A 22,480-nucleotide genomic window follows, 5' to 3' on the forward strand; every position below is an offset into this window, starting at 1 on the left:
GCGGCCTAGAGCGTTGCTTCGCCGAAGGAATGCTGGATCAACGCGCGGACGTCGACTCGGGCCTTGAGGCGGGCGGCGAGCAGCGCGGTGCCGCTGATCTTGCGCTGGACGAACAGCGTGTCGATCGGCGGCAGGTGCCAGGTATCGCGGTCGCGCGCGATCTCGGTGCCCTGTTCGCGGAGCACGCCGACGAACGCACGGTCGCCGAAGTCGAACGGGCCGGGCTTGGCGAGTTCGACGAGGATCACGTCGATCATCCGGTCGACGAGTGCGCGGTGCTGGAGCACGGCGGCTTCGCCGAGGAAACCGGCGGCGATAGCGGCCTCGCGTACCGCGTCGCGGTCGCCCGCCAGTGCTGCGGTAAGCAGGCGGCGATACCCTTCACCGGTCTCGGCGGGAAGGGGGCGGGCGGCGCCGAAATCGAGCAGGACCAGCTTTTCCGTCTCGGACTGCCAGCGATAGTTGGCGAAGTTTGGATCGGTCTGCATCAGCCGCCAGTCGAACAACTCGCGCAGCACGAGCGAGATCAGGTCGTGCATCACGCGGTCGCGGACATCCTGCGACGCGGTCTCCAGCGTCTCGACGGGGACGCCGGTGACGAAGCTCATCGCGAGGACGCGTGGCGTGGTGAGCTCGGAATAGAGCGCGGGCACGACGAACTGCGACTGGTCGGCGAGCAGATCGCCGTAACGCGCCAGCATTTGCGCCTCGCGAAGGTAATCGGCCTCCTCGTGGAGCTGCTTCTTCGCCTCGTCGAGCAACGGCGCGATGTCGAGCGACTTGGGGAGCATGCCCGACACGCGCAGCAGCGTCGCGACGTTGTCGACGTCGGCGTCGATGCTCTCCATCACGCCGGGATACTGGACCTTGATCGCCAGTTCGGTTCCGTCTGGCAGGCGCGCACGGTGGACCTGACCGATCGAGGCGGCGGCGACCGGGTGCGCCTGGAAATGTGCAAATTTGCGACGCCAATCCTTGCCCCATTCGGCGGCAAGCACGCGATCGAGCTGCTGCGGCGGCATGTGGTTCGCGTTGTTGCGCAGGCGGGCGAGGATGGTCGCGAGTTCGGGCGGGAGCATGTCGCCCGCGTCCATCGAGATCATCTGCCCCAGCTTCATCGCGGCGCCGCGGAGGTGCGAGAGTTGGTCGGCGACGCGGGTGGCGTTGGCGGGGGTCAGGAGTAGGTCGCCGATCTTGGGGCGTTCGCCGTTTGCGAGGCGGCGTGCGCCTTCCGCGACGACTCCCCCGGCGACACCGCCTGCGAGTTTGCCGAAGACGCCGAGGCGGGCGAGGCGGCCGCTGGGGATCGCGCGTCCGGCGCTGTTGCCGCTGTCTTCGGTCACAGATGTTCCTTGGTTTCTTCGGGAGAGCTCTCGGGAAAGATATGGGTGGCGGTCACGGTCGATCAATCCGAGCCCACCCTCGAAGTTAACCAAGGCTACCCATGTTGCTCCCGCAAAGTTTGTTCTCCCGCGAAGGCGGGAGCCCAGACTGGGTCCCCGCCTTCGCGGGGAAACGAGCTCCGCGCGGCCGCACTTCGGCCTACACCGCATCGTCATCCCCGCGCAGGCGGGGATCCATAAACTCGACCACTCGCGCTTCGATCGCGCCGTCAGCCAGTATGGGTTCCCGCCTCCGCGGGAATGACGAAGGGGGCATTGTTCTGATCTCCCTCCCGTCTGAACTTGCCAGGACGAAGAGAAGGGATCTCGTTTGGCCTGACAGAAAAAGGGCGCCCGGATTGCTCCGGACGCCCTCTTCCAATTCAGCGACGTGGCAAAGCCACGCCGTCGGTCGTCGCGGTTCGCGACGCCGGCCGGGCTTCGGCGTCTCTCGGTCAGCTTGCGCTGGCCGCGTGCGCCGTGCGCCTTATCCGCTGTAGTACATATCATATTCAACCGGGCTAGGCGTCATCTCCCAGCGCGCGACCTCGGCGTACTTGATCTCGACATAGCTCTCGATCTGATCCTTCGAGAACACGTCGCCCTTTAGCAGGAAGTCGTGATCCGCGAGCAGGCATTCGAGCGCCTCGCGGAGCGAACCCGCGACGGTCGGGACCTGCGCGAGCTCTGCCGGCGGCAGGTCGTACAGGTTCTTGTCCATCGCTTCGCCCGGATGGATCTTGTTGAGGATGCCGTCCATGCCGGCCATCATCAGCGCCGCATACGCAAGGTACGGGTTGGCCAGCGCGTCCGGGAAGCGCACTTCGACGCGCTTCGCCTTGGGGCCGGTGCCGTACGGAATGCGGCACGATGCCGAGCGGTTGCGTGCCGAATAGGCGAGCAGCACCGGCGCTTCGTAGCCGGGGACGAGGCGCTTGTAGCTGTTGGTCGACGGGTTGGTGAACGCGTTGACCGCCTTGGCGTGCTTGATGATGCCGCCGATGAAATACAGGCACATGTCGCTGAGGCCCGCATAGCCGTTGCCGGCGAACAGCGGGGTCTTGCCTTCCCAGATCGAGAAATGCGTGTGCATCCCCGAACCGTTGTCCTCCTTGATCGGCTTCGGCATGAACGTCGCGGTCTTGCCGTACGCATGCGCGACCTGATGGACGACGTACTTATAGATCTGCATGCGATCCGCGGTCTGCGTCAGCGTACCGAAGGTCAGGCCCAGCTCATGCTGTGCGGCCGCGACTTCGTGGTGATGCTTGTCGCAGGGCAGGCCCATCTCGATCATCGTCGAGACCATCTCGCCGCGGATGTCGACGGCGCTGTCGACCGGTGCGACCGGGAAGTACCCCCCCTTGGCGCGGGGACGGTGGCCGAGATTGCCGCCCTCATATTCGCGACCCGAATTGCCCGGCAGCTCGATGTCGTCGATCTTGTAGTAGCTGGTCGAATAGCTGTTCTCGAAGCGGACGTCGTCGAACATGAAGAATTCGGCTTCGGGGCCGACATAGACGGTGTCGCCGACGCCGGTGGTCAGCAGATACGCCTCGGCGCGCTTGGCGGTCGAGCGCGGATCGCGCGAATACAGTTCCCCGGTCGACGGATCGGCAATGTCGCAGATCAGGATCATCATCGGCGTCGCCGAGAACGGATCGACATAGACCGCGTCGAGATCGGGCTTGAGCGTCATGTCGCTCTCGTTGATCGCCTTCCAGCCCTCGATCGACGAGCCGTCGAACATCAGGCCGTCGGTCAGCTCGTCTTCGCCGATCAGGCTGGCGACCATCGTCAGATGCTGCCACTTGCCCTTGGGATCGGTGAACCGCAGATCGACCCACTCGATCTCCTGGTCCTTGATCATATTGAGAACGTCGGAGGCCGAATTCGCCATGATGCTTGCCCTTCGTTTTTGAGATTTCCGCCGCATCATGCGGGGAATCTAATTGCGGTATGGAACAGAATTTCCACACAATGTTGCGTCGCGTCAAATGACGATGTCGTCACTCGTCGTCAACGCAATATGCGTGGTTCGAAACTAGATTGCGTCGTCGTCGCGCTCGCCGGTGCGGATGCGAAGCGCGCTCTCGACCGGGATGACGAAGATCTTGCCGTCGCCGATCCGGCCGGTCTGCGCGGCTGCCGCGATCGCCTCGACGACTCGTTGCGCGAGCCCGTCCTCGACGACGACCTCGAGCTTCACCTTGGGCAGGAAGTCGACGACATATTCCGCGCCGCGATACAGCTCGGTGTGGCCCTTCTGGCGGCCGAAGCCCTTGGCCTCGGTCACGGTGATGCCGCTCACGCCGATCTCGTGCAGCGCTTCCTTCACCTCATCCAGCTTGAACGGCTTGATGATGGCTTCGATCTTTTTCACAGGTACGCCCCCGATTGTTGAAACCCTCGCCCTTGCGAGCGAGCTGTACGCCCTGAAGGGCGCATTGCACCAAGCGTGCCAGCCGCAGCGCCCTCGGGCAACCGCGGAATATCGTTGATTTCACTGCCCGAAATTGCGGCACCTGGGCGGTGCGTGCGCAATCCAAGGGCAGGGGAGCCAATCACAGGATCTCGTGCAGCCGCGCGATCGGGCGGCCGAGCCGGACGCCCTTGTCGGTCTCGACCAGCGGGCGCTCGATCAGTAGCGGATCGATCATCATCGCGTCGAGGATCGCCTCGGCGTCGCCATGCTTGACCGCCTTGGCGCCATCCTCGGCCATGCGCAGGCCCTGGCGCGGCGTCATGCTGGCGCGGTCGTAGAGGCGGACGAGCTCCGCGCGGGAGGGCGGGTTCTTAAGATATTCGACGATCGTGACGTCCGCTCCGGCTTCTTGCAGTAGCGCGAGCGCCTCGCGGGACTTGGAGCAACGCGGGTTGTGGTAGATCGTCGCCTTCACGATGTCGGCTTCCCCGTCCGCCATTCCGTCATAGCACGCCGATATTGCTCGGATGCCTTGAGACGCGGCATGTACCGGATCGGGCGGCGGCTCGCGAACGGCACGCTCATGTTCGTCAGGCTGCCCCGTGCGCCGCAATAGGTACTGCATCCCCGATTGCCGTCGTCGAGCTTGAGCGAAGACCCAGCTTGCGAGACGGTAAGCACGCACGCCGGTTCTCCGGGTAACGGCGTGTCGAGGTCGCGATAGACGAGTGTCGCCCCGCGGGAAGTCGCGATGCCAGCGATGTCGCACTGATGACCGTTGAAGAAATCGAGATGCGCGCGGACATAGGCTGCGTTCGCAGCTACGGGCACGATCTCGACGACATTCTCGCCGGTGTATTTTTCGCCGGTCACCGTGCCGTTGGCAAACTGAGCGTAATAGCGCCCGGCCAATCCCTCGACCGGATCGGGGGATGCCGGTCCCGCAGCCAGCAGGACCGGAACGGCAAGCAACATCCACCGCGACATCGAACCTACGCCCCCTGCTTGGCCAACCACTCTTCCAGCCACTTGATCGTGTACGCGCCTTCCTGGAACTCGGGATCGTCGAGCAGCGCGCGGTGCAGCGGGATCGTCGTCGTCACACCCTCGATCACCATTTCCTCGAGCGCACGCCGCAACCGGCGCAGCGCACCCTGCCGGGTCGTCCCGTAGACGATCAGCTTGGCGATCATCGAGTCGTAGTAAGGCGGCACGCGATAGCCCGCATACAGCCCGCTATCGACGCGGACATGCATCCCGCCCGGCGCGTGATACACCTTCACCAGCCCCGGCGACGGCGCGAACGTGCGCGGATCCTCGGCGTTGATGCGGCATTCGATCGCGTGACCGCGGAACTGGACGTCTTCCTGACGGAGCGTCAGCGGATGACCCTCGGCCACACGGATCTGCTCGCGCACCAGGTCCAGCCCGGTGATCATCTCGGTCACCGGATGCTCGACCTGGAGCCGGGTGTTCATCTCGATGAAGTAGAATTCGCCCGCTTCCCACAGGAACTCGATCGTCCCCGCGCCGCGATAGCCCATGTCGGCCATCGCCTTGGCGACGATCCCGCCCATCCGCTCGCGCTCTTCGGCGGTGATGATCGGCGAGGGCGCTTCCTCGAGCACCTTCTGGTGGCGGCGCTGCAACGAGCAGTCGCGCTCGCCCAGGTGGATCGCGTTGCCGTTGCCGTCACCGAAGATCTGGAATTCGATATGCCGCGGATTGCCGAGGTATTTTTCCATGTAGACGGTGGCGTCGCCGAACGCGGCCTTCGCCTCGCTGCCGGCCTGCTGCATCTGCGTTTCGAGATCGTCGGGATCGTTGACGACCTTCATCCCGCGACCACCGCCGCCCGACGCCGCCTTGATGATCACCGGATAGCCGATCGAGTCGGCGATCCGCTTCGCTTCGGCGATGTCGCTGATCGCGCCGTCAGACCCGGGGACGAGCGGCAGCCCGAGCGCGCCCGCGGTGCGCTTTGCCTGGACCTTGTCGCCCATCGTGCGGATGTGCTCGGGCTTGGGCCCGACGAACAGGATGTTGTGGAGTTCGACGATCTCGGCGAACTGCGCGTTCTCGCTGAGGAAGCCGTAGCCGGGATGGATCGCATCCGCGCCCGAGATTTCGGCGGCCGAGATGATGTTCGGGATGTTCAGATAGCTGTCCGCGGCGGACGGCGGTCCGATGCAGATCGCCTCGTCCGCGAGCCGGACGTGCATCGCGTCGGCGTCGGCAGTCGAGTGCACCGCCACCGTCTTGATGCCCATCTCGTGGCAGGCACGGTGAATCCGCAGCGCGATCTCGCCGCGATTCGCAATGAGCAGCTTCTTGATTTGCGGCATTATTCCACCACGACCAGCGGCTGGTCGAACTCGACCGGCTGGCCGTTCTCGACCAGGATCGCGGTCACCGTGCCGGCCGACGGCGCGACGATCGTGTTCATGACCTTCATCGCCTCGATGATAAGCAGCGTGTCGCCCGCATTGACCTTCTGACCGACCGTCGAGAACGGCTTCGCCTCGGGGTTGGCGGCGAGATAGACGGTGCCGACCATCGGCGACTTGACCGCGCTCGCGCTGATCGCGGGGGCGGACGCGCCGACCTCGGCCTGCGGCATCGACAGCGGCGCCGAGACGGGGGCCGGAGCGGGCGCCGGCGCGTAATGCGCGACGGGTGCTGCTTGGGCGGCCTTGCGCGCGACGCGGATGCGGCGCGAGCCGTCCTCGACCTCGATCTCGGTCAGCTGCGTGGTGTCGAGCAGTTCGGCGAGCTGGCGCACCAGGGTCACGTCGACCTGCATCGCACTGGTGTTTTCGGTTGTATCGTTCATGGCGGGGCCTCCTGTCAGAACCGTGCGACGGCTTCAAGCGCGAGCAGATACGAAAGCGCGCCGAAACCCGCTATCGTACCCTTCGCCGCCTGACCGACCAGGCTCACATGCCTGAACGATTCACGCGTATGGGGATTGGAAAGATGCACTTCGATCACTGGCGTCTTCACGCCCTTGATCGCGTCGTGCACCGCGACCGAGGTATGCGTGAACGCACCGGCGTTGAGGATCACGGCCTTCGCGCCGCGCGCCTGTGCCTCCTGGATCCAGTCGACGAGGTGGCCCTCGTGATTCGACTGGCGCATGTCGATCTCCAGGTCGAGCTCGCGAGCGCGGTCCTCCAGCATCCCGGCGATATCGTCGAGCGTCTCGTCGCCATAGATTTCCGGCTCGCGCGTTCCCAGCAGGTTGAGGTTGGGGCCGTTCAGGACGAACACTGTCGCAGTGACGGTATCGGGCAAGGGCAGCTCCTGGTTGCGGGGGCTGCGAACGACCCCCTATATGCGTCGTTCCACCCTTACCCGTTCGTGTCGAGCGAAGTCGAGACATGAGACCGGCAGCGGACGGGTGGTTTCTCGATCAGCCTGTCCCGAGCCATGTCGAGGGGCTCGAAACGAACGGAAAGTTTTGCATGCCCCACTCCGATGGTACCGTCTCCATTACCGTCAACGGCGAACACAAGCGCGTCACTGCCGGGTTGAGCCTCGCGGGACTCGCGACCGAACTCGGCCTCGTGCCGGAGAAGATCGCGGTCGAGCGGAACATGGAGGTCGTGCCGCGCTCGACCTTGGCGGACGTGATGGTCGAGGACGGCGACGACCTCGAGATCGTGCATTTCGTCGGCGGTGGCGACCATGAGGATAGCGGGCATGAGGATAGCTGGACCGTCGCGGGCCAGACCTTCAAGTCGCGGCTGATCGTCGGCACCGGCAAGTACAAGGACTTCGCGCAGAACGCCGCCGCGGTCGAGGCATCGGGCGCGGAGATCGTCACGGTCGCCGTCCGCCGCGTCAACGTGTCGGATCGCAACGCGCCGATGCTGACCGACTTCATCGACCCCAAGAAGATCACCTACCTCCCTAACACCGCCGGCTGCTTCGACGCCGAATCGGCGATTCGCACGCTGCGACTGGCACGCGAGGCGGGCGGCTGGGAGCTGGTGAAGCTCGAAGTGCTCGGCGAGGCGAAGACGCTCTATCCCGACATGGTCGAGACGCTCCGCGCGACCGAGATACTCGCCAACGAGGGCTTCAAGCCGATGGTGTATTGCGTCGACGATCCGATCGCCACCAAGCGCCTGGAGAACGCCGGCGCGGTCGCGATCATGCCGCTGGGCGCACCGATCGGCTCGGGGCTCGGTATCCAGAACCGCGTGACGATCCGGCTGATCGTCGAGGGGGCAGGGGTGCCCGTGCTGGTCGACGCCGGCGTCGGCACCGCGTCCGATGCGGCGGTGGCGATGGAGCTCGGCTGCGACGGCGTGCTGATGAATACCGCGATCGCTGAGGCGAAGGACCCGTTGATGATGGCCGCGGCGATGAAGGCGGCGGTCGAATCGGGCCGGCTCGCCTACCGCGCCGGACGGATGGGCCAGCGTCGCTATGCCGATCCGTCGAGCCCGCTAGCGGGACTGATCTGAAACATAGGTCATGACGCAAACGTCACGGAACCCACGGTAAAGACGGCCGTTATACCTTCGCAAGTTCAAGCGGCCCGGTTGGCGGGTTCGCACAGCAAGTGGAGGCTCTGATGGGCGAGTTCACCGACAAGGTCGCAGCAGCAGGCAACAAGGTTGCAGGCAACGTCAAGGAAGCCGTCGGCAAGGCGACCGACAACGAGAAGCTGGTAGCCGAAGGCGAGGCGCAGCAGGCCAAGGGCACTGCGCAGAACGTCAAGGGCAGCGTCAAAGGCGCACTCGGCGACGACATCTAAGCTTCGGCTTGGTGCAGGAATACAGGCCGCTTCGGGAAACCGGAGCGGCCTTTTCTTTGGGTGGTCGATTGAGGCTGCACCGCTACCCACAACCACGACCACTCCGGCAAAGGCCGGGGCCCAAGTGGGGGACGATTCTGATTAAGGGCGCCGCGCCGTTACCTCGGACATGCCAATTGGGCCCCGGCCTTCGCCGGGGTGGTGCAGAGAGCCGAACCAAACCGCCTTGCCCAACCCGCCAAACCCCCTCACGAGCACTCGCATGACTCTCCCCACCCGCAGCTACGCCGCCTTCCTGTTCGATATGGACGGCACGATCCTCACCTCGATTGCGTCGGCCGAGCGCACCTGGACCAAATGGGCGATCGCACACGGCCTCGACGCCGCGACGTTCGTGCCGACGATCCACGGCGTGCAATCCGTAGAGACGGTCCGACGGCTGAACCTCCCCGGCGTCGACCCGGTCGCCGAAGCCGCAGCGATCACCGCGGCCGAGATGCTGGACGTCGGCGACATCGAACCAATCCCCGGTGCGGCCGCGTTCCTGGCCAGCCTGCCGCCTGAACGCTGGACGATCGTGACGTCCGCCCCGCGCGCGCTCGCCGAGGTGCGGTTGAAGGCTGCCGGGCTGCCGATGCCTGCCACCATGATCGCCGCCGACGACATTCCGAACGGCAAACCTGCGCCGGACTGCTTCCTGGTCGCGGCCGAGCGGCTGGGCGTCGCGGCGGCTGATTGCCTGGTGTTCGAGGATGCCGCCGCCGGGATTGCCGCGGGCGAAGCGGCGGGGGCGGATGTTCTCGTGATTACGGCCACACACTCGCATGGTGTCGCGACGTCGCATCCTACGATCGTCGATTATCGCCGCGTGGTGGTGGTGACCGGAGCGGACGGGCTTACCTTAACCCACGTTTGATACGCCCCATCCGTCATCCTGACGAAAGTCAAAATCCAGAGTAACAGTCCGCATCGTTCGTGGCTCTGGATCCTGACTTTCGTCAGGATGACGGGCGTGGGTCAGGAGCGCGGACAGAACGCCTCAGAACAGTCCCTCGATCAGCCCTTCGTCGTTCAGGTGGATCGCCTCTGCGGCGGGCACGCGCGGCAGGCCCGGCATCGTCATGATCTCGCCGCAGATCGCGACGACGAACCCCGCACCCGCCGCAAGGCGGACTTCGCGGACCGGCACGATGTGGCCGGTCGGCGCGCCCAACAGAGCGGGATCGGTCGAGAAGCTATACTGCGTCTTGGCGAGGCAAACGGGGAGATGCCCATACCCCGCGTCCTCCCAGCGCTTGAGTTGCGCCAACACGCTCGGCTCGGCGACGGCATGCTCCGCGCGGTAGATCCGCCGCGCGACGGTATCGATCTTGTCGAACAGCGACAGTTCGTCGCCATAGATCGGTGCGAATCCGCCGCCATGCGTCTCGCAGATCTCGGCGACCGCGTCGGCCAGTTCGACCGCGCCCGCGCCGCCCTCAGCCCAATGCCGGCACAGGATCGCGCGCGAACCGTGTTGTGCCGCAGCCTCGACGATCGCGGTGATCTCCGCGTCGCCGTCGGTGTAGAAATGGTTGATCGCGACGATCGCGGGGACGCCGAACTGGCGGATGTTCTCGATGTGACGGACGAGGTTGACCGCGCCCTTGCGGACCGCCTCGACATTCTCGTGCGCGAGGTCGGCCTTGGCCACGCCGCCGTTCATCTTTAACGCGCGCGCGGTGGCGACGATCACGACCGCGTCGGGCGCGAGACCCGCTTGGCGGCACTTGATGTCGAAGAACTTCTCTGCGCCCAGGTCCGCGCCGAAGCCGGCTTCGGTGACGACGTAATCGCCGAGCGATAGGGCGGCTCGCGTCGCAATCACCGAGTTGCAACCATGCGCGATGTTGGCGAACGGCCCGCCGTGGAGGAACGCGGGCGTGCCTTCGAGCGACTGGACGAGGTTGGGCTTGATTGCCTCCGCCAGCAGCACCGCCATCGCGCCGTCGGCCTTGAGGTCGCGCGCGGTAACGGGCGTGCGGTCGCGCGTGTAGGCAACGACGATATCGCCGAGCCGGCGTTCCATGTCCGCAAGGTCGTTGGCCAAGCACAGAATGGCCATCACTTCGGAGGCGACGGTGATGTCGAAGCCCGATTCGCGCGGATAACCGTTAGCGACGCCACCGATCGACTGGACGATATCGCGGAGCGCGCGGTCGTTCATGTCGAGCACGCGGCGCCAGACCACGCGGCGGACGTCGATCTGGAGCGCGTTGCCCCAGTGGATGTGGTTGTCGATCATCGCCGCGAGCAGGTTGTGCGCGGCGGTGATGGCGTGGAAATCGCCGGTGAAATGGAGGTTGATGTCCTCCATCGGCGCGACCTGTGAACGGCCGCCACCGGTCGCTCCGCCCTTGGTGCCGAAACACGGCCCGAGCGAGGGTTCGCGGAGCGCCAGCACGGCCTTGCGGCCGGTATGGCGGAGTGCGTCGGCAAGGCCGATCGAGGTGGTGGTCTTGCCTTCGCCCGCCGGAGTCGGGTTGATCGCGGTGACGAGGATCAGCCGGCCTTTTGCGCCGTTTTTACGCGTCTCGAGCCAGTCGAGCGCGATCTTCGCCTTGTAGCGGCCGTAGGGCTCGATCGCCGCATCGGGGATGCCGAGGCCGTCCGCGATGGCGGCGATGGGGCGCAGCGCGACGCTGCGGGCGATGGCGATATCGGTGTCCATGCGGGGACGCCTAGCGGGGGATCGGGTGGGTTGCCAGACTTGGGTGTAGAGTACGTCGTGAAACACCTGCACCTCCCCGGCGAAGGCCGGGGTCCAATTGGCAAGGCTGATGGGGCAAAGCGCCGCACCTCGTTACTCTGAACTTTCCAATTGGGCCCCGGCCTTCGCCGGGGAGGTGCTGATGGTGTTCATTAAACCAAATGTTCAGCGCGCCGCGGCAAAGCCGCCCTTCGACTGCCTGCGAAGGCAGGCAAGCCGCGGCTAAGCCGCGTCGTCGGACGGGGCTTTTGGCCCCGCCGGCCGGGCGTGATGCCGGGTCCGCGCCGGAGCTTGCGCTCCGGCTTGGGCATCACGCCGCGAACTGGTTCATCGTATTGTGCGCTCCCCCAGCCTTCAGCGCAGCCTCGCCCGCGAAATACTCCTTGTGATCGTCGCCAAGATCAGAGCCGGACATGTTCTGGTGCTTGACGCAGGCGATGCCCTCGCGGATTTCCTTACGCTGGACGCCCTTCACATAGCCGAGCATGCCGGCGTCGCCGAAATACTCCTTGGCGAGATTATCCGTCGAGAGCGCGGCCGTGTGATAGGTCGGCAGCGTGATCAGGTGGTGGAAGATGCCCGCCCGCTTGGCCGAATCCGCCTGGAAAGTACGGATGCGTTCGTCTGCTTCGTCGGCGAGCGTGGTGCCGTCGTAATCGACACTCATCAGGCGCGCGCGGTCGTAGGCGGAGACGTCCTGACCGGCTTCAGTCCAGGCATCGAACACCTGCTGGCGGAAGTTCAGCGTCCAGTTGAAGCTCGGCGAGTTGTTGTAGACGAGCTTGGCGTTCGGCACGACTGCGCGGATGCGGTCGACCATGCCGGCGATCTGTTCGATATGCGGCTTCTCCGTCTCGATCCAGAGCAGGTCGGCGCCGTTCTGTAGCGACGCGATGCAGTCCATCACGCAGCGATCTTCGCCCGAGCCGGCGCGGAACTGGAACAGGTTCGAGGGCAGGCGCTTCGGGCGGAGCAGCTTGCCGTCGCGGTTGAGGATGACGTCGCCGTTCTGCGCGGTCGCCGGGTCGATCTCCTCGCAATCCAGGTACGAGTTATACTGGTCGCCGAGGTCGCCCGCTTCCTTGCTGACGGCGATCTGCTTGGTCAGGCCGGCGCCGAGCGAGTCGGTGCGCGTGACGATGATGCCGTCCTCGACGCCGAGTTCGAGGAACGCGTAGCGGCACGCGCGGACCTTCGCGAGGAAGTCCTCGTGCGGCACGGTGACCTTGCCGTCCTGGTGTCCGCACTGCTTCTCGTCGCTGACCTGGTTCTCGATCTGGAGCGCGCACGCCCCCGCCTCGATCATCTTCCGCGCGAGCAAATAGGTCGCTTCCGCGTTGCCGAAGCCCGCGTCGATGTCGGCGATGATCGGCACGACGTGCGTCTGGTGGTTTTCCATCGCGTTGAGCAGGCGCTGTTCCTCGATCGCGTTGCCCGCGGCGCGCGCGGCATCGACCTCGCGGAACATCATGCCGAGCTCGCGCGCATCGGCCTGGCGGAGGAAGGTGTAGAGTTCCTCGATCAGCGCGGGGACGCTGGTCTTCTCGTGCATCGACTGGTCGGGCAGCGGACCGAATTCGCTCCGCATCGCTGCGACCATCCAGCCCGAGAGGTACAGATACCGGCGATCGGTCGTGCCGAAATGCTTCTTGATGCTGATCATCTTCTGCTGCGCGATGAACCCGTGCCAGCAGCCGAGCGACTGCGTGTAGTGCGCCGGGTCCGCGTCGTAGGCGGCCATGTCCTTGCGCATGATCGCCGCAGTGTAGCGCGCGATGTCGAGGCCGGTGGTGAACCGGTTCTGGAGCCGCATCCGCGCGACGGACTCGGGCGAGATCGCGTCCCACGTGCCGTTCTGGTCGGCGATGAGGTTGGTCAACTGGGCGATGTGAGTCTGGTAGGTCACGGGCGATCCTTCGCTGCTGCGTTGATCGTCGTGTACGGTTGTTGACAGGATTTGACCGGGCAATACGGCGCGGCGACGGGTGTTGGTGTCGGTTGCGCTCGTTCGCCCTCTGTAGGGTTGTGAAGAACGTTACAGGGCCGCCCGTCATGCCGGGCTCGTCCGGCATCCACCGTTCCCCACGCTCGCCAATGATAAGCGCGCGGAACGGTGGATGCCGGAACAGGTCCGGGGTGACGAAGGATGCGTCAGTCGGCTTTGGTAACCCGGTCGGAGTTGGCTGGCGACGTGAGAGGATCGGCCAATGCCGTTTCGCCGAGCGATGCCAGCACAGCCGCGGCCAGTGCGTCGAGCCCGTACGGCTTCTCCAGCATGATCGCATCGGTCTCGTCTGCAACCGAAGCCGTATCTCCGGTCGCGAAGACGATGCCCACGCCGGGCCGCAACGTCCGCGCCGTCCGCGCAAAGTCCGGCCCGGACACGCCGGGCAGATTCACGTCGGTCACCAGCGCGTCGATCGGCACGGTCTGGAGTGCGGTCATCGCGTCCTCCGCGCTTGCCGCATCGACGACGACGAAACCGCTGCCCTGCAACATCTCGGCGGTGTTGGCGCGGATCAGCGCATCGTCCTCGACCAGCAGTACGGTGCGGCGGGCGGGCGTGTCGAGGCGGCGGTCCGCGTCGATCCGGGAGTCGCGCGCGGCCTTGGCCGCCGGGCTACCCGAACGCTGGCGGTTGGCGAGCACCTGGCGGAATTTCCGCGCGAGCGCCTCGCGCGTGTACGGCTTCGATAGCAGGTCGACACCCGCATCGAGCTTGCCGCCATGGACGATCGAGTTCTCGGTATAGCCTGAGGTGAACAGTACCGCGAGATCGGGCAGGCGTTCCTTCGCTTTCCGTGCGAGTTCGGGACTCTTCAGCGTACCGGGCATCACGACGTCCGTGAACAGGATGTCGATCGGCACGCCGCTCTCGACCACATTGAGCGCGCTGGCCGCGTCGACGGCCTTCAAGACGCTGTAGCCGAGATCGGTGAGCAATTCGACGACGGTACCCCGAACCTCGTCGTCGTCCTCGACCACAAGCACGGTCTCGGTGCCGCCACAGATCGGGCTCGCATCCGCGACGACTTCGACGTCCTCGCTTTCCATCGCGCGCGGCAGATAGAGCTTGATCGTCGTGCCTTCGCCGACCTCGGAATAGATCTTCACATGGCCGCCGGACTGTTTGACGAAGCCGTAGACCATCGACAGGCCAAGGCCCGATCCCTTGCCTTCGCTCTTGGTCGAGAAGAACGGTTCGAAGACCTTCTCGATGATCTCGGGAGTCATGCCGGTGCCGGTGTCGGACACGGCGAGCATCACATATTGTCCGGCCTCGACCTCGTCATGACCCTGTGCATAGGCGTCGTCGAGGTGCGCATTGCCGAGTTCGATGGTGAGCTTGCCCTGGCCCTCCATCGCGTCGCGCGCGTTGATCGCGAGGTTGAGCAGCGCGTTCTCGATCTGCGCGGGGTCGATGAAGGTGTTCCACAGGCCACCACCGACAACGGTCTCGATCTCGATGCCTTCGCCTATCGCGCGGCGCAGCATGTCGTCCATCCCGCGCACGAACCGCGTGACGTTGACGACCTTCGGCTCGAGCGCCTGGCGGCGGCCGAAGGCTAGCAGTTGGGCTGCGAGCTTCGACCCGCGCGAGACGCCGGCCATCGCGTTTTCGACCCAGCGCTCGGCGCGCGCATTGCCCGCAAGGTTCTTGCCGAGCAGCTGGAGATTGCCCGAGACGACCTGGAGCAAATTGTTGAAGTCATGCGCGACGCCGCCGGTGAGCTTGCCGACGGTTTCCATCTTCTGCGACTGGGCCAGCTTGGCTTCCGCCTGGCGGCGTTCGTCGATTTCGCGGATGACGCGTGCTTCGAGCGTCTCGTTGAGCTGCCGGAGCTGGTCCTCGGCGCGTTCGCGGTGACGGACTTGCCGCGCGAGCGCCTCGGCCTGTTCGCGCAACGCGGCTTCGGCGGCGCGCTGGTGCGTGATGTCGGTATGGACGCCGACCCATTCGCGGACCTCGCCGGCCTCGTCGAGGATCGGCAAGCCACGGACGGCAAACGTGCGCCATGTGCCGCAGTGGCGGCGGACGCGGTGTTCGAACACGAACATCGACTTGCTGAGGACAGCGGCGGTCCAGGCCTTGATCGTCGAGGCGACGTCGTCGGGGTGGATCGCGTCGGCCCAGCCGAAATTCTGGTATTCGTCGATCGACTGGCCGGTGAGCGCGGCCCAACCGGGCTGTTCGCCGATCATCCGGCCGTCCGGGCTGTTGGTCCAGAGCACGCCGTGGACCGCGTCCATCGCGGTGCGGAAGCGGCCGTTGCTGATGCCGACCGCGGCCTCGCGTTCGGCGCGCTCCTCGACGTCGATGCCGAGAATGTAGATGCCGGGGATCGAGCCATCTGCTGCGACATGCGGCACGTAGCGGAATTCGGACCGGCGCGGGCGGCCGTCGAGATGGGGGAAGATCGCTTCGGTGGTGAAGCTCTCGCCGGCAAACGCGCGATCGAACGATGGGCGGCGATCCTCGTAGGCCGCTTCGCCGAGGACCTCACGAACCGGTTTGCCGATCATCGCCTCGGGATCGATCCCGAGCCATTCGTCATATTGCGCGTTGGCGAGACGATAGACATGGTCGCGGTCGACGTACGAGATGAGCATCGGCACGGCGTCGGTGACGCGGCGCAGTTCGGCCTCGCTGGCGGCGAGGCGGTGTTCGGCCTCGGCCCGGCCGGTGTTGTCGACCATCGTGCACAGCACGCCGCCGACGGTGGTCGCAGCGGTGCCACCAGTGGGGCCGTCGGCGCAGTAGACGGGCGTGTAGAACAGATCGAGCGTCAGCGTCTCGGGGCCGTCGGCGCGCTGGAACAGGATCGGCTGATCGCGGTACGCCACGATCTCGCCGCGCAGGCCTGCATCGAGGACGGCGCGGTTCCAGTCCCAGACTTCGGGGAACGCGGTCGCGACCGGGCTGCCGAGCGCGGCGGGGTGGCGGTCGCCCGCGACGGCACGATAGCTGTCGTTGTAGAGCATGATGTGCTCAGGCCCCCACATCACGACCTTGGCGACCGGCGAGTTGAGGATGTTGGCGAGCGTGACGCGCAACTCGGCGGGCCACGAGTCGATCGGGCCGAGCGACGTCGCGCTCCAATCGCGCTGGCGCACCAGCATGCCGCATTCGCCGCCGCCGATCAGGATTTCGGCAGGACTTGGCGGGGCGTCGCGCTCACGCATCCGTTCGAGCGCGGTACGGACGATCGCGGTGGCATCGCCATGCCTTGCGGCGGCGAGGTCGTCGATGTAGCTGCCGAGGTCGGAGGGCAGGATAACGGTGCGCGACGAGACTTGCGACGAGTCTGGAGTTGTCATGCCGGACTAGTGGGTTTGTGGCGCACGCGTGTCAATAAATACGGATGGTTAGCGTGACGGAGAGGATGCATCCCCCTGACGCCACCCCGGCGTAGGCCGGGGCCCAATTGGAAAGGTGGGAATAACGAAGGACGGCTTTCCGTTCAGCGACGTCCCCCAATTGGGCCCCGGCCTTCGCCGGGGTGGTGCGCGATTCAAGGTGCGCGGCGCTTAGCGGCTCACACTTAACGGAGCTACACATGTTTCCCCGCGAAGGCGGGGACCCAGTCTGGGCTCCCGCCTTCGCGGGAGAACAAGGGGGCGGGGGCTGTCAGCCGATACCCCCGCCATCTTTCACGTCTGGGTCAGCCCTCGGTGCGCGGCAGGCCGAGCGGGTTGCCGTGCTTGACCGCCTTGGGCAGCAGTGCATCCGGCAGGTCCTGATAGCAGACCGGGCGCAGGAAGCGCTCGATCGCCGCGGTGCCGACCGAGGTCGTGCGCGGGTCCGACGTTGCCGGGAACGGCCCGCCATGGACCATCGCCGGCGCGACCTCGACACCCGTCGGCCAGCCGTTGGCGAGGATACGCCCGGCCTTGCGTTCGAGCGTCGGCACGAGCGCAGCGGCGTCGGCATAATCGCCTTCATCGATCTGGAGCGTGATCGTCAGCTGGCCCTCGATCTTTTCGAGCACGCTGTGGACCTCGGCGAGGTCGGTGCAGCGGACGATGATCGAAGCCGCCCCGAACACTTCGTGCGACAGCGCCGGATCGGCGACGAACGCCTTGCCGGTGGTCGAGAACAACGCCGCACGACCGCGGTTCGCACCCTCGGCCTCGGTGCCGCGCGCGAGCGTCTCGACCGCGTCGTGACCGGCAAGCGCGGCGACGCCCTTGTCGTAGCTGGCGTGGATGCCGGGAGTCAGCATGACCTGTGGCGCAGCTTCGCCAAGCGCAGCGGCGGCGGCTTCGACGAAGGTGTCGAGGTCAGGACCATCGACCGCGACGACGATGCCGGGGTTGGTGCAGAACTGGCCCGAGCCCATCGTCAGCGATCCGACATAGGCCTTGCCGAGCGCTTCGCCGCGCGCGGCGAGCGCCGCCGGGAACAGGATGACCGGGTTGATGCTGCTCATCTCGGCATAGACCGGGATCGGCTCGGGACGCGTCGCGGCGAGCGCGACCAATGCGAGGCCACCGCCACGCGAACCGGTGAAGCCGACCGCCTTGATCCGCGCGTCCTTGACCAGCGCGGCGCCGAGTTCGTTCGCCGGACCCTGGACCAGCGAGAACACGCCTTCGGGCAGGCCGCACTTGGCGACCGCGGCCTGGATCGCCTTGCCGACCATCACCGACGTGCCGGGATGCGCGGGGTGGCCCTTGACGACGACTGGGCAACCGGCAGCGAGTGCCGAAGCAGTGTCGCCGCCTGCGACCGAGAAGGCGAGCGGGAAGTTCGACGCGCCGAACACCGCGACCGGGCCGACCGCGATGCGGCGCTGGCGCAGATCGGAGCGCGGCATCGGCTTGCGGTCGGGCTGCGCCTGGTCGATCACGACCGAGGCCCAGGTGCCGGCGCGGAGATGCTTGGCGAACAGGCGGAGCTGGCCGGTGGTGCGACCGCGCTCACCCTCTAGGCGAGGCCGGGGCAGGCCGCTCTCCTGGATCGCGCGCGCGACGAGCGGCTCGTGGATCGCCTCGATCTCGTCGGCGATCGTCTCGAGAAATGTCGCGCGAGCTTCGGGGTCGATCTCGCGGAAAATGTCGAAGGCGGCCTCGGCGAGCTTGCAGGCTTCGGCGACGTCCGCCTCGCTCGACACGGCGAAGGCGGGCTCGATCTTCGCGTCGGTCGACGGGTCGATCGCTAGGAAGGTGACGTCGCTGCTTACGGCGCGCGCGCCGATCGGGAAGGTGCCGTCCATTTCAATTCTCCAGGTCGGTCGTGACGCGCATCGGCCGCGTCGCGACATTTTGGTAGCGGATCGCTTGGTGTCGCAGGCGAAATAAGGGTGTGACCGATAACACGCAAGCCAAGGACTGCCGGCGGGGTACGCGATTGCGGCACGATACGCGGGGCAAACCTAAGATCCGACGTATCCCGGTTACTCCTGCATAACAGTTAGTCGTCGTATCGGCTCACGGCGAATGGCGTTTCGCAGATCGTTGCCAACATGCCTGCAATGGGCATCGGGCGCGTGCGGTGCGCGCGGAGGAGCGGGGCGGACGCTGTGTGCTGCCCGACAAATATCTGGTATGCGATCAATCGGATGCCGCACCGGGGCGGCGTTTGCGCGGGTGCGTCCACGCTTGACCGCAAGGCGGCCGCCGCGGTAGCGCTCCCATCTAAGAATGGCGTTCAGGAGAGTTTGCAGTGGACCGTGTACCGGTAAGGCCGTTCCGATCGCGCGACTGGTTCGCCGATCCCGCCCGCTCCGACATGACCGCGCTCTATCTCGAACGGTTCATGAATTACGGGCTGACCCCGGCGGAACTCCGGTCGGGTCGGCCGATCATCGGCATCGCTCAGTCGGGTAGCGACCTGAGCCCGTGCAACCGGATCCATCTCGAACTCGCCAAGCGCACGCGTGACGGCATCCGTGATGCGGGCGGTATCGCGATGGAGTTTCCGGTTCACCCCATCTTCGAGAATTGCCGGCGTCCGACCGCGGCGCTCGATCGCAACCTGGCGTATCTGGGGTTGGTCGAGACGCTGTACGGTTATCCGATCGATGCGGTCGTTCTGACCACCGGCTGCGACAAGACCACGCCAAGCGGCATCATGGCGGCGTCGACCGTCGATATCCCCGCGATCGTGCTGTCGGGCGGGCCGATGCTCGATGGCTGGCATGACGGCGAACTGGTCGGGTCGGGCACCGTGATCTGGCGCAGCCGGCGCAAGCTCGCGGCAGGCGAGATCGACGAGGAGGAGTTCCTCAACCGCGCCACCGACAGCGCGCCGTCGGCGGGGCATTGCAACACGATGGGCACCGCGTCGACGATGAACGCGGTCGCCGAGGCGCTCGGACTGTCGCTCACCGGATGCGCGGCGATTCCTGCGCCCTACCGCGAGCGCGGGCAGATGGCCTACGAGACCGGACGGCGGATCGTCGAGATGGCGTATGAGGATCTGCGCCCGTCGAAGATTCTCACGCGCGACAGTTTCCTCAACGCGATCCGCGTGGTCAGCGCGATCGGCGGATCGAGCAACGCGCAGCCGCACATCATGGCGATGGCGCAGCATGCCGGCGTGACGCTGTATCCGGAGGACTGGTCGGATCACGGCTACGACCTGCCGTTGCTGGTCAACATGCAGCCGGCGGGCAAGTATCTCGGCGAGCGCTTCCACCGCGCCGGCGGCGTGCCCGCTGTGCTGCACGAACTGATCGCCGGCGGAAAGCTCGACACGTCGTGCCTGACCGTCACCGGCCGGTCGATCGGCGAGAACATCGCGGGCCGCGAGACGCGCGACCGCGAGATGATCAAGCCGTTCGATGCGCCGATGATGGAGCGCGCGGGCTTCCTGGTGCTGAAGGGCAATCTGTTCGACTTCGGGATCATGAAGACCTCGGTGATCTCGCCGGCGTTCCGCGAGCGGTACCTCTCGACACCGGGGACCGAGGATCGGTTCGAGGCGCGGGCGATCGTGTTCGAGGGTTCGGACGATTATCACCACCGGATCAACGATCCTGCGCTCGACATCGACGAGGGCTGTATCCTGGTGATCCGCGGCGCGGGGCCGATCGGCTGGCCGGGCTCGGCGGAAGTCGTCAACATGCAGCCGCCCGACGCGCTGATCCAGCGCGGCGTGCTGGCGCTGCCGACGCTCGGCGACGGGCGGCAGTCGGGAACGTCGGACAGTCCGTCGATCCTGAACGTCTCGCCCGAGAGTGCTGTCGGCGGCGGACTGTCGTGGATCCGGACGGGCGACGTGGTGCGGATCGATCTGGTCGCGGGGACGTGCAACGCGCTGGTCGAGCCGGACGAGATCGCGCGACGCAAGGGCGAGGGGCTGCCACCGGTGCCCGAGAGCAATACGCCGTGGGAGGAATTGTACCGCGAAAAGACGGGGCAGCTCGCCGAGGGCGGCGTGCTCGACTTCGCGGTGAAGTATCGTGGGATTTCCGCCAAAACGCCGCGGCATAACCACTGAAGGCAGTATGGCCATCCCGTTCGCCGGGATGGCCAGACTGGGTTCTAGAGCGTGACCGGCTCGACCGGAACGCCGGGGACGTCGACGCGGAAAGTGAACAGGTTGCCGGCGAGCGGCTGTTCCGCAAGCGCTGCGGCGTCTAGGCCCTTCGCCGCGGTCGTCGCATAGGCGGTCCGGCCGTCCGCGCCACCGAGCGCGATCTTGGTGATGTTGGCGACCGGGAAGCGCACCACGTCGGTGCAGGTGCCGTCCGGCGCATAGCGGCGCGCCGCCCAGCCGCCGAAGAAGCCGACCCAGACGCCGCCTTCGGAATCGCAGATCGCACCGTCGGGATGGCCATCGTCGGGGCCCACGACGATGAACGGACGGCGATCGTCGAGCGTGCCATCGGCACCAACCGTCCACGCGTCGATCTGCTTGCCGAGCGTATCGACGGTGTAGAGCGTGCGGCCGTCGGGCGAGATCGCCGGACCGTTGGTGATCGCGACGGGCGGCACGTCGGTCTGCGTCACCGCGCCGTTATGCCAGTGGTAGACATGCCCGGACATCGCGGTCTCGGCATTGTCCATCGTGCCGAACCAGACCCGGCCATCGGGCGCGCGTGCCGCGTCGTTCAGGCGGTTGCCGGGCGTCTCGACGTGAACGGGTGCGAGCAGATCGAACGACCCCGTTGCTGGGTCGAACCGGTGCAGCCCGCCGCGGACCCCGGCGAGAAAACCACCACCGGTTTCCGGGATCACCCAGCCGACCTGATCGGGTGCTTCCCAAGAATCCAGCGATGCCGAGTCGGGATCGAACCGGTAGACGCAGGGCGCCTTGATATCGACGAACCAGAGCGCGCTGTCGCGAGCGACCCAGATCGGGCCTTCGCCGAGCGTCGCGCCGACGTCGCAGATGCTGGTCGCTACGACCGTGTCGTTCGGCATCTCAGCGCCACCCCGCATCGACGAAATAGTCGTGACCGGTGCACATGCGCGCATCGTCGGAGGCGAGGAACAGCACCAGCGCCGCGACGTCGGCGGGCTGGACGCGGGTTTTCAGGCACTGCGCGGCGATGATCTCGGCTTCGCCCTCGGGCGTGTACCATTTCAGCTGGCGCGGCGTCTCGACATTGCCGGGGACGATCGTGTTCACCCGGATACCGTCGCCGCCCAGATCGCGCGCCATCGCCCGCGTCATGCCCTCGATACCGGCCTTTGCGGTCTGATAGAGCATCAGTTCAGGCAGCGCGAGATGCCACGAGATCGACCCGAAGTTCAAGATCACGCCGCCGCCCGCACGCTTCATCGACGGCACCACCGCCTGGCCTGCGAAGAACAGATGGCGCAAATTGGTCGCCATCCGCTCGTCCCAATATTCGGGCGTGATCTCCTCGATCGTATGGCGATCGTCGTTGGCGGCGTTGTTGATCAGGATGTCGATCCCGCCGAGTTGGCTCTCGATCGTCGCCACCGTCGTCTTCAGCGCATCGATATCGCGCAGGTCGAGCGGCAGGAAGATCGGCGCGGTCGCGACGGCAGGCGTCAGCGTGGCGATCAGATCGTGCGCGGCATCCTCGGCCATGTCGACGAACGCGACGTGCGCGCCCTGCCGCGCGAACGCCTCGACCAGGCCAGCGCCAATCCCCGACGCGCCGCCGGTGATCAGGACGCGTTTGCCCTTGAGGCTGGGATAGATCGCCGTCTGGTCGGCGGCTTGGGTCTTCTGCAGCACG

18 protein-coding genes are annotated in these 22,480 nt (G+C 66.1%); 4 read left to right on the plus strand and 14 right to left on the minus strand.

Features of this window, described 5'->3' with window-relative positions; genetic code table 11:
- Positions 1-5 precede the first annotated feature (5 nt).
- From C8J43_RS09545 to aroQ, 8 genes are all read right to left on the minus strand, one after another.
- A complete protein-coding gene (locus C8J43_RS09545) occupies positions 6-1,343 on the minus strand; it encodes an AarF/ABC1/UbiB kinase family protein (RefSeq protein WP_133030644.1) in 1,338 nt (445 codons plus the stop codon).
- 526 nt (positions 1,344-1,869) lie between these two features.
- On the minus strand, positions 1,870-3,282 hold the full coding sequence (gene glnA / locus C8J43_RS09550; protein WP_056490605.1) for a type I glutamate--ammonia ligase: 1,413 nt from the start codon (positions 3,280-3,282) through the stop codon (positions 1,870-1,872).
- Positions 3,283-3,426: 144 nt separating this feature from the next.
- The gene (locus C8J43_RS09555; protein ID WP_055875939.1) at positions 3,427-3,765 is read right to left on the minus strand and encodes a P-II family nitrogen regulator; all 339 of its coding nucleotides are present in this window, start codon (positions 3,763-3,765) and stop codon (positions 3,427-3,429) included.
- A gap of 181 nt (positions 3,766-3,946) precedes the next feature.
- Positions 3,947-4,282 carry an arsenate reductase family protein gene (locus tag C8J43_RS09560; protein ID WP_133030835.1) on the minus strand — a complete coding sequence of 112 codons (336 nt, stop codon included), beginning with the start codon at positions 4,280-4,282 and terminating at the stop codon, positions 3,947-3,949.
- On the minus strand, positions 4,279-4,782 hold the full coding sequence (locus C8J43_RS09565) for a hypothetical protein (protein WP_133030645.1): 504 nt from the start codon (positions 4,780-4,782) through the stop codon (positions 4,279-4,281). Before C8J43_RS09565 ends, C8J43_RS09560 begins: the two co-directional genes overlap by 4 nt.
- A 17-nt stretch (positions 4,783-4,799) precedes the next feature.
- Entirely contained in the window at positions 4,800-6,152 is a 1,353-nt protein-coding gene (gene accC, locus C8J43_RS09570; RefSeq protein WP_133030646.1) for an acetyl-CoA carboxylase biotin carboxylase subunit, read from the minus strand.
- On the minus strand, positions 6,152-6,640 hold the full coding sequence (gene accB / locus C8J43_RS09575; RefSeq protein WP_133030647.1) for an acetyl-CoA carboxylase biotin carboxyl carrier protein: 489 nt from the start codon (positions 6,638-6,640) through the stop codon (positions 6,152-6,154). Before accB ends, accC begins: the two co-directional genes overlap by 1 nt.
- A gap of 14 nt (positions 6,641-6,654) precedes the next feature.
- On the minus strand, positions 6,655-7,107 hold the full coding sequence (gene aroQ, locus C8J43_RS09580; protein WP_207893365.1) for a type II 3-dehydroquinate dehydratase: 453 nt from the start codon (positions 7,105-7,107) through the stop codon (positions 6,655-6,657).
- 164 nt (positions 7,108-7,271) lie between these two features.
- Here aroQ and thiS point away from each other — a divergent pair, with 164 nt between their 5' ends.
- From thiS to C8J43_RS09595, 3 genes are all read left to right on the plus strand, one after another.
- Positions 7,272-8,279 (plus strand): sulfur carrier protein ThiS, encoded by a 1,008-nt coding sequence (gene thiS, locus C8J43_RS09585; RefSeq protein ID WP_133030648.1) that lies wholly within the window; start codon positions 7,272-7,274, stop codon positions 8,277-8,279.
- A gap of 110 nt (positions 8,280-8,389) precedes the next feature.
- A complete protein-coding gene (locus tag C8J43_RS09590) occupies positions 8,390-8,572 on the plus strand; it encodes a CsbD family protein (protein WP_056050734.1) in 183 nt (60 codons plus the stop codon).
- 262 nt (positions 8,573-8,834) lie between these two features.
- Positions 8,835-9,488 (plus strand): HAD-IA family hydrolase, encoded by a 654-nt coding sequence (locus tag C8J43_RS09595; protein WP_121903960.1) that lies wholly within the window; start codon positions 8,835-8,837, stop codon positions 9,486-9,488.
- A 123-nt stretch (positions 9,489-9,611) separates the two neighbouring features.
- Here the strand turns inward: C8J43_RS09595 and C8J43_RS09600 are convergent, their stop codons facing one another.
- From C8J43_RS09600 to C8J43_RS09615, 4 genes are all read right to left on the minus strand, one after another.
- Positions 9,612-11,282 (minus strand): formate--tetrahydrofolate ligase, encoded by a 1,671-nt coding sequence (locus tag C8J43_RS09600; RefSeq protein ID WP_133030649.1) that lies wholly within the window; start codon positions 11,280-11,282, stop codon positions 9,612-9,614.
- Positions 11,283-11,631: 349 nt separating this feature from the next.
- A complete protein-coding gene (locus C8J43_RS09605) occupies positions 11,632-13,227 on the minus strand; it encodes an isocitrate lyase (RefSeq protein WP_133030650.1) in 1,596 nt (531 codons plus the stop codon).
- 245 nt (positions 13,228-13,472) lie between these two features.
- Complete coding sequence (locus tag C8J43_RS09610; protein WP_133030651.1) at positions 13,473-16,640, minus strand: response regulator; 3,168 nt, start codon at positions 16,638-16,640, stop codon at positions 13,473-13,475.
- 344 nt (positions 16,641-16,984) lie between these two features.
- Positions 16,985-18,538: an aldehyde dehydrogenase (NADP(+)) gene (locus C8J43_RS09615; RefSeq protein ID WP_133030652.1), complete on the minus strand. Its 1,554-nt coding sequence runs from the start codon at positions 18,536-18,538 to the stop codon at positions 16,985-16,987.
- Positions 18,539-18,987: 449 nt separating this feature from the next.
- Between C8J43_RS09615 and C8J43_RS09620 the strand changes: the two genes are divergently transcribed.
- Complete coding sequence (locus tag C8J43_RS09620) at positions 18,988-20,766, plus strand: IlvD/Edd family dehydratase (RefSeq protein ID WP_133030653.1); 1,779 nt, start codon at positions 18,988-18,990, stop codon at positions 20,764-20,766.
- 44 nt (positions 20,767-20,810) lie between these two features.
- Here C8J43_RS09620 and C8J43_RS09625 read toward each other — a convergent pair whose 3' ends face one another.
- Positions 20,811-21,710: an SMP-30/gluconolactonase/LRE family protein gene (locus tag C8J43_RS09625; RefSeq protein WP_133030654.1), complete on the minus strand. Its 900-nt coding sequence runs from the start codon at positions 21,708-21,710 to the stop codon at positions 20,811-20,813.
- The gene (locus C8J43_RS09630; protein ID WP_060527012.1) at positions 21,694-22,479 is read right to left on the minus strand and encodes an SDR family oxidoreductase; all 786 of its coding nucleotides are present in this window, start codon (positions 22,477-22,479) and stop codon (positions 21,694-21,696) included. The genes C8J43_RS09625 and C8J43_RS09630 overlap by 17 nt, the downstream gene beginning before the upstream one ends.
- Between the last annotated feature and the right edge of the window lies 1 nt (position 22,480).

It is taken from the genome of Sphingomonas sp. PP-CE-1G-424 (genome assembly GCF_004341085.1).
GTDB lineage: Bacteria > Pseudomonadota > Alphaproteobacteria > Sphingomonadales > Sphingomonadaceae > Sphingomonas.